This window comes from Massilia sp. P2_C2 (assembly GCF_056404615.1).
In genome coordinates, this window is sequence record NZ_JBFUDR010000301.1 from 1 (window position 1) to 7574 (window position 7574).

Here is a 7574-nt window from a genome sequence, read left to right on the forward strand (position 1 = left end):
AGCTGGTGTTCGAGCCGGGCTTTTCGACGGCCGATGCGCTGACGGAACTGGCCGGCCGCGGCGTCGGCATGGACGTCGTGCGTTCGGAGGCGCGCGCGCTGGGCGGCCGCGTCGACATCGCGACGACGCCGGGGCACGGCGCCGCCTTCGCGATCCACCTGCCGCTCACGCTGGCCGTCACGCAGGTCGTGCTCGTCGCCAGCGGCGAGCGCACGCATGCGCTGCCGGCCGTGCTGGTGGAGCAGGTGCTGCAGGTGCGCGAGGTCGACCTCGAGGCGGCGCACGCGGCCGGCGCAATCGCCGTGCATGGCGAGACCCTGCCGCTGCACTACCTGCCGGAGCTGCTGCACGAATCCACCGGCGCGCCCGGCCAGCGCTCGTCGCCGGTGCTGGTCCTCAGGAGCGGCAACACGCGCCTGGCGCTGCGTGTGGACGAGGTGCTGGGCAACCGCGAGGTCGTCATCAAGAACATCGGGCCGCAGCTGGCGCGCATGCCGGGCATCGCCGGCGCCACCGTGCTCGGTTCGGGCGAGATCGTGCTGATCCTCGACCCGGTGCAACTGGCCGGGCAGGGCGCCCGTCCGGGCCGCATGCCGGACGGCGCGGCCACCGCGCCCGCGCAGGCGCCGGTACCGCGCGTCGCGACGATCATGGTCGTGGACGATTCGCTCACCGTGCGCAAGGTCACCCAGCGCCTGCTGGAGCGCGAAGGCTATCGCGTGCTGCTGGCCAAGGACGGCGTCGATGCGCTCGAACAGATGCAGGAGACGCGGCCCGACCTGATGCTGGTCGACATCGAGATGCCGCGCATGGACGGCTTCGACCTCACGCGCCACGTGCGCGGCAACGAAGCCACGGCGGCGCTGCCGATCATCATGATCACGTCGCGCACGGCGGACAAGCACCGCAACTACGCAATGGACCTGGGCGTGGATGCCTATTTCGGCAAGCCGTTCCAGGAGGATGCGCTGCTGGCCGCGATCACGGGTCTGCTCGAAGCGCGTTGAAGCGGGCCAGCGTCCTGGCCCGTGCGGCCTCGTGGTCGACGATGGGCAACGGATAGTCCCGTCCGAGCACGATGCCGGCCCTGTCCAGTACGTTCGGCTGCGCCAGCCACGGCGCGTGGATCGCCGCGCCTTCCAGTTTCGCCAGTTGCGGCAGGTATTGCCGGATGAAGTCCCCGTCCGGGTCGAACCGGCGCGATTGCGTCACCGGGTTGAAGATGCGGAACCATGGCTGCGCATCGCAGCCGGTCGACGCCGCCCACTGCCAGCCGCCGTTGTTCGACGCCAGTTCGTAATCGTTCAGCTGGAGCGCGAACCAGCGCTCGCCCCGCTGCCAGGCTAGCCCGAGGTCCTTGGTGAGGAAGCTGGCCGTCACCATGCGCAGCCGGTTGTGCATGAAGCCCGTGCGCGCCAGCTGCAGCATGGCGGCATCGACGAGCGGATATCCCGTGCGGCCCGCGCACCAGGCCTCGAACAGCGCGTCGCTTTCCGGTCCTTCGTCCCAGGCGATGGCGTCGAACGCGGGCTTGAACGACTGGGTGACGACGCGTGGATGGCGCGCCAGGATCATCATGTAGAACTCGCGCCAGATCAGTTCCGACAGCCATACGGGCGCACCCGGGCCGCCGCTGCCGTCCGCGCTGCGCGCCTGCAGCATCGCCACGAGGCCGCGCACCGAGAGCGTGCCGAAGCGCAGGTGCACGGACAGGCGCGACGTGGCGTCCAGCGCCGGGTAGTCACGGTCGTGGTCGTAGCGCGGCAGGCGCTCGGCAAAGCGCGCCAGCAGGTGTTGCGCGCCCGCCATGCCGGGATGCCCGATCGGCACCGCATTCGGCACGAAGCGCTTGATCCGCACCCAGTCCGGCGGCCAGTTCCGGGATCACCTGCGCGGCGCGCCCGCGCCGCACGATGAGGTAACCTCCCAATTCTCGCAGGCGTGCATCCAGCGCATGCACACTGTCGAGCAGAAATTGAACACGGCGGTCGTCGGCGGGCAGGCCGGCCAGGAAGTCCGTATCGAATACGAACACGGCGAACACGCGGCGCGAAGAGAGCAAGGCGTGATGCAGTGCGGCATGATCGTCCATGCGCAAATCGCGCCGGAACCAGACGAGGGAGTTTCTTAAGGTCATCTTCTGTGTGCGGAGTCAATGCGGTCAAGAATTTTACTGTCTACCATCTCTCAGGTTTGCCCCGCCGGGCGGCTTCCGTGGCCCGTCGGGCAATTCGGTGTAAACTAGCGAAAAGTCCAAGGTTTTTCCGGTTTGACACCGTGGTAATCGAGAGAGTGAGCCAACAGAGAGTATGAGCATGAAAAAAAGTAAGGTCGGCAAGCCTCTAACCATGCCCGGGATGCCCCAGGAAGCCACCCCCAGCCTGTCCATGGCCAGCGCGCCGGGGTCGCAGCTGAACCTGGCGAATCATTTCCTGATAGCAATGCCATCGATGAATGACCCGATTTTCGGTGGCGCCGTCGTGTATATCTGCGAGCACAACGAAAAGGGTGTGCTGGGCGTCGTCATCAACAAGCCGACGGACATGACGATGGACGTGCTGTTCGACCGCATCGACCTGAAGGTGGCCGAGGGCCTGCGTGCCAGCGTCGAGGACGAGCCGATCATGTTCGGCGGCCCGGTGCAGGACGACCGCGGCTTCGTGCTGCACACGCCCAGCGGCCGCTATTCCTCGTCGCTGAGCGTCACCGACGACGTCGCGTTCACCACGTCGATCGACGTGCTGGAAGCGGTCGCCAACGGGGCCGGACCGCGCCGCATGCTCGTCTCCATCGGTTATGCCGGGTGGAGTCCGGGCCAGCTGGAAGAGGAAATCGCCCGCAACGGCTGGCTCACGGTGGGCGCCGACGCGCGCGTGCTGTTCGACCTGCCGATCGAAGAGCGCTACAACGCGGCCATCAAGCTGCTGGGCATCGATCCGATGATGCTGGCCTCGGAGGCTGGCCATGCCTGAGGGTTGCACACCTGGAGCGTATCCCGGCAGGGGAGAACCGGTAGGATGGGCACCCCTGTGCCCACGCGAACGCCGGCATCACGCAGACGTTACGCGTGGGCACGGGGTGCCCACCCTACTGTGCGTACTTGTCCGGAGTCGGCGCGGGTAATGGTCGACATCGTTCTCGGCTTCGACTTCGGCATCAAGCGCATCGGCATCGCCATGGGGAATACCCTGACGGGGCAGGCGCAACCGCTGTCCGTCATCAAGGCGGTCGACAATGCGACCCGCTTCAAGGTCATCGGCGACCTGATCGAACAATGGCGCCCGGCGCGCCTCGTCGTGGGCGAGCCGCGCCATCCGGACGGCGCCGAGCACGAGATGACCCTGCGCGCGCGCCGCTTCGCCAACCAGCTCAATGGCCGCTTCAACCTGCCCGTCGAACTCGTCGACGAACGTTATTCGTCGGCCGTCATCCAGGCCAAACGGGGCGAGATCATCGACGCCAGGGCCGCCGCCATCATTTTGCAACAATACTTTGACGATCATGCCAATTCATATTAACGACGCGCAACCGGCAGGCTTCGATGCCGAAGCCCTGTACCGCGAACTGCTCGCCCAGGTCAGGGCCGGCATCCAGGGCGTGCCGGATGCCGCCATCGTCGGCATCCACTCGGGCGGCGCCTGGCTGGCCGAACGGCTCGCCGCCGACCTCGGCCTGCAAGCGCGCCTGGGCTTCATCGACGTCTCGTTCTACCGCGACGACTTTGCCCGCAAGGGCCTGCATCCGGACGTGAAGCCGACCCGGATCGAATTCAACGTCGACGGCGCGACCATCGTGCTCGTCGACGACGTGCTGTACACCGGCCGCACGGTACGCGCGGCGATCAACGTGCTGTTCGACTACGGCCGTCCGCAGCGTATCATGCTGGCCGCGCTGGCGGATCGCGGCGGCCGCGAACTGCCCGTGGCCGCCGATTTCGTCGGCGCCCACGCACAACTGGCCGCGGGCCGCTCGCTGGCACTGGCGCGCGCAGCCGGGGGCCAACTCTCGCTCACGATCGAAGACGACAATGCATAACCCGCAACTGAACAAGAACGGCGAACTGCAGCACCTCATTACCATCGAGGGACTGCCCAAGGCCATCATCAACCACATCCTCGACACCGCCTCGAGCTTCGTGAGCATCTCCGACCGCGAGGTCAAGAAGGTGCCGCTGATGCGCGGGAAAAGCGTCTTCAACCTGTTCTTCGAAAACTCGACGCGCACGCGCACGACGTTCGAGATCGCGTCGAAGCGCCTGTCGGCCGACGTCATCAACCTGAACATCGCCGCCTCGTCGACGAGCAAGGGCGAATCGCTGCTGGACACGATCGACAACCTGTCCGCGATGCACGCCGACATGTTCGTCGTGCGCCACTCGCAGTCGGGCGCGCCTTACCTGATCGCGCAGCACCTGAACGACACGAAGCAGAACCACGTGCACGTGGTGAACGCGGGCGACGGCCGCCACGCGCACCCGACGCAGGGCCTGCTCGACATGTACACGATCCGCCACTACAAGAAGGATTTCACGAACCTGCGCGTGGCGATCGTCGGCGACATCCTGCACAGCCGTGTGGCACGCTCGGACATCCACGCGCTGACGACCCTGGGCGTGCCGGAAGTGCGCGCGATCGGCCCGCACACCTTGCTGCCGGGCGGCCTGGAACAGATGGGCGTGCGCGTCTTCACGAACATCGAAGAAGGCCTGAAGGACGTCGACGTGATCATCATGCTGCGCCTGCAGAACGAGCGCATGTCGGGCGCATTGCTGCCGTCGGCCGGCGAATATTTCAAGAGCTACGGCCTGACGCCGGAGCGCCTGGCGCTGGCGAAGCCGGACGCCATCGTGATGCACCCGGGCCCGATGAACCGCGGCGTGGAGATCGACTCGGCCGTGGCGGACGGCGCCCAGGCCGTGATCCTGCCGCAGGTCACCTTCGGTATCGCTGTACGCATGGCGGTTATGAGTATTTTGGCCGGTAGCCACACTTAAAAATTCGCACGGATAATGAAACTGCACATCAAGAACGGGCGCCTGGTCGACCCGGCGGGCGGYATCGACGCCGTCCAGGATCTCTTCATCGCCGACGGCAAGATCGCCGGCATCGGCAGCGCCCCCGCGGGCTTTACGGCCACGCGCACGATCGACGCCACCGGCCTCGTCGTCGCGCCCGGCCTCGTGGACCTGTCCGCCCGCCTGCGCGAGCCGGGCTATGAATACAAGGCCACGCTGGAGTCGGAAATGCAGGCCGCGGTGCAGGGCGGCGTGACGACGCTCGTGTGCCCGCCCGACACCGATCCGGTGCTCGACGAGCCGGGCCTCGTCGAGATGCTCAAGCATCGCGCGCGCCTCCTGAACCAGGCGCACGTGCATCCGCTCGGCGCGCTGACCGTCGGCCTGAAGGGCAAGGCGCTGACCGAAATGGCCGAGCTGACGGAAGCCGGCTGCATCGGCTTCGCGCAGGCCGAGGAACCGATCACCGACACCACCGTGCTGCTGCGCGCGATGCAGTACGCGAAGACGTTCGGCTACACCGTCTGGCTGCGCCCGCAGGACCCGTACATCGGCCGCGGCGGCGTCGCCCACAGCGGCCCGCTGGCGTCGCGCCTGGGCCTGTCCGGCGTGCCCGTGATGTCCGAGACCATCGCCCTGCACACGATCTTCGAACTGATGCGCGCATCGGGCGCGCGCGTGCACCTGTGCCGCATCTCGTCCGCGGCCGCGCTGGAACTGATCCGTGCCGCCAAGAAGGAAGGCCTGCCGGTCACCTGCGACGTCGGCGTGCACCACCTGCACATGACGGATGCCGACATCGGCTTCTTCGATTCCAACGCGCGCCTGACGCCGCCGCTGCGCAGCCAGCGCGACCGCGACGGGATCCGCGCGGCCATCCTCGACGGCACCGTGGACGCCGTCTGCTCCGACCACACGCCGGTCGACGACGACGAGAAGCTGTTGCCGTTCGCGGAAGCCTCGCCCGGTGCCACCGGCCTGGAACTGCTGCTTTCCTTGATGCTCAAGTGGGTCGCCGAGCAGGGCAAGGATGAGCAAATGAGCGGCAAGGCGTTGTCGACGGCGGTGGCGAAGATCACGAGCGATCCGGCGCGCATGGCCGGCCTGCCCGCCGGCACGCTGGCACAGGGCGCGAGCGCGGACGTCGTGCTGTTCGATCCGGACGCGCGCTGGACCGTCAATGCCGCCGCCCTGGCCAGCCAGGGCAAGCACACGCCTTTCCTCGGCTACGAACTGGCGGGCCAGGTGAAGGCGACCATCGTCGCCGGCCACGTCGCGTTCGAACGCTGATCCGGTCCAGGCCGCGGCGGCACCATCGCCGCGGCCCCGGACCGCGCTTCTCCCGGACATCCCGTTGAACATCAAGCTTGCGTGGCGCCTTGCGCGCCTCGTCCTCCATCTCGTCCAGGGCCTGGCCACCTGCGCCCTCGTGTTCCCGTGGGCGGGCGATTCGCTGCGCGAACGGCTGATCCAGCGCTGGTCGGCGCGCCTGCTGGGCATCTGTCGCGTGCGCCTCGAGTGCGTAGCGGGTGCCGACTCGCTCGCGCATGCCCTCATCGTCGCGAACCACATCTCGTGGCTCGACATCTTCGTCATCAATGCCGTGCACCCGTGCCGCTTCGTGGCCAAGGCCGAGATCCGCGCCTGGCCCGTCGTCGGCTGGCTCGTCGCGCAGGCCGGCACCGTGTTCATCGCGCGCGGCAACCGGCGCGACCTGCGTCATATCTTCAAGGGCCTCGTCGAGGCGCTCGGCCAGCGCCGCCGCGTGGCGTTTTTCCCGGAAGGGACGACGGGCAGCCAGGGCGCGGTGCTGCCGTTCCACGCCAACCTGTTCGAGGCCGCCATCGACGCGGCCGTGCCCGTGCAGCCCGTGGCGCTGGCCTATCTCGACGAGCGCGGCGCCTGGCACCCGGCCGTCGACTACACGGGCGAGACCACGTTCGTGGACAGCATCGTGCACATCCTGGGCGGCGGGCCGGTCGTCGCGCGGCTGGCCTGCCTGGCGCCGATCCCGGCGGCAGGCAGCCACCGGCGCGAACTGGCGCAGGCGGCGCACGATGCGATCGCAGCCAGGCTGGGGCAGCACGCCTGATTACTTTTTCCCGCTGTGTTCCCGGTACTCGGGACAATCGACCTGCAGCAGCGTACGGTCATCCAGGCACACCGCCGTCAGCTTGCCGCCCCACACGCAGCCGCTGTCCAGCCCCACGAGATTCGGCCGCAGCACGAGACCCAGTGCCGACCAGTGTCCGAACACGACGGTGACGTCGGCCGTGCGCCGGTGGGGCAGGTCGAACCACGGCTGCAGGTCCGAGCCTTCCGGTCCCTTGTCGCTTTCCTTGTGTGTGAAATCCATGCGGCCGTCCGGCCAGCACAGGCGCATGCGCGTGAGCGCGTTGACGATGCAGCGCAGGCGATCGATGCCGGTCAGGCCATCGTCCCAGCGGTCCGGTTCGTTGCCATACATCCGGCCGAGGAAATCGATCCAGTATTCGCCGCGCAGCACCGACTCGACCTCGGCCGCCAGGGCCATCGTCTGCGCCGCCGTCCACTGCGGCGC

General features: G+C 67.8%; 8 protein-coding genes and 1 pseudogene. 7 read left to right on the forward strand and 2 right to left on the reverse strand.

Features of this window, described 5'->3' with window-relative positions; genetic code table 11:
- A partial coding sequence (locus AC1DYX_RS25215) for an ATP-binding response regulator (protein WP_477263974.1) occupies positions 1 to 1007 on the forward strand: 1007 nt, incomplete at its 5' end.
- Here AC1DYX_RS25215 and AC1DYX_RS25220 read toward each other — a convergent pair.
- Positions 982 to 2137, reverse strand: a pseudogene (locus tag AC1DYX_RS25220) (cryptochrome/photolyase family protein). The gene AC1DYX_RS25215 and the pseudogene AC1DYX_RS25220 overlap by 26 nt on opposite strands.
- Positions 2138 to 2315: 178 nt before the next feature.
- Between AC1DYX_RS25220 and AC1DYX_RS25225 the strand changes: the two are divergent.
- The 6 genes from AC1DYX_RS25225 to AC1DYX_RS25250 all read left to right on the forward strand — a co-directional run bounded on the left by AC1DYX_RS25225 (position 2316) and on the right by AC1DYX_RS25250 (position 7106).
- The gene (locus AC1DYX_RS25225; RefSeq protein ID WP_477263976.1) at positions 2316 to 2972 is read left to right on the forward strand and encodes a YqgE/AlgH family protein; all 657 of its coding nucleotides are present in this window, start codon (positions 2316 to 2318) and stop codon (positions 2970 to 2972) included.
- A 150-nt stretch (positions 2973 to 3122) separates the two neighbouring features.
- Positions 3123 to 3518, forward strand: coding sequence for a Holliday junction resolvase RuvX (gene ruvX / locus AC1DYX_RS25230; protein WP_477263978.1), 396 nt, complete (start codon positions 3123 to 3125; stop codon positions 3516 to 3518).
- Positions 3502 to 4035 (forward strand): bifunctional pyr operon transcriptional regulator/uracil phosphoribosyltransferase PyrR, encoded by a 534-nt coding sequence (pyrR, locus tag AC1DYX_RS25235; protein ID WP_477263980.1) that lies wholly within the window; start codon positions 3502 to 3504, stop codon positions 4033 to 4035. The genes ruvX and pyrR overlap by 17 nt, the downstream gene beginning before the upstream one ends.
- The gene (locus tag AC1DYX_RS25240; protein WP_477263982.1) at positions 4028 to 4993 is read left to right on the forward strand and encodes an aspartate carbamoyltransferase catalytic subunit; all 966 of its coding nucleotides are present in this window, start codon (positions 4028 to 4030) and stop codon (positions 4991 to 4993) included. Before pyrR ends, AC1DYX_RS25240 begins: the two co-directional genes overlap by 8 nt.
- A 15-nt stretch (positions 4994 to 5008) precedes the next feature.
- Positions 5009 to 6304 carry a dihydroorotase gene (locus tag AC1DYX_RS25245; protein WP_477263984.1) on the forward strand — a complete coding sequence of 432 codons (1296 nt, stop codon included), beginning with the start codon at positions 5009 to 5011 and terminating at the stop codon, positions 6302 to 6304.
- 64 nt (positions 6305 to 6368) lie between these two features.
- Positions 6369 to 7106 (forward strand): lysophospholipid acyltransferase family protein, encoded by a 738-nt coding sequence (locus tag AC1DYX_RS25250; RefSeq protein ID WP_477263986.1) that lies wholly within the window; start codon positions 6369 to 6371, stop codon positions 7104 to 7106.
- Here the strand turns inward: AC1DYX_RS25250 and AC1DYX_RS25255 are convergent.
- The coding region (locus tag AC1DYX_RS25255; RefSeq protein WP_477263988.1) for a symmetrical bis(5'-nucleosyl)-tetraphosphatase at positions 7107 to 7574 on the reverse strand (468 nt) is incomplete at its 5' end.

Coding starts and splice junctions, on each gene's coding strand:
- pyrR (WP_477263980.1), top strand. CDS start 3,502: ATGCCAATTCATATTAACGACGCGCAACCGGCAGGCTTCGATGCCGAA.
- AC1DYX_RS25225 (WP_477263976.1), top strand. CDS start 2,316: ATGAAAAAAAGTAAGGTCGGCAAGCCTCTAACCATGCCCGGGATGCCC.
- ruvX (WP_477263978.1), top strand. CDS start 3,123: ATGGTCGACATCGTTCTCGGCTTCGACTTCGGCATCAAGCGCATCGGC.
- AC1DYX_RS25240 (WP_477263982.1), top strand. CDS start 4,028: ATGCATAACCCGCAACTGAACAAGAACGGCGAACTGCAGCACCTCATT.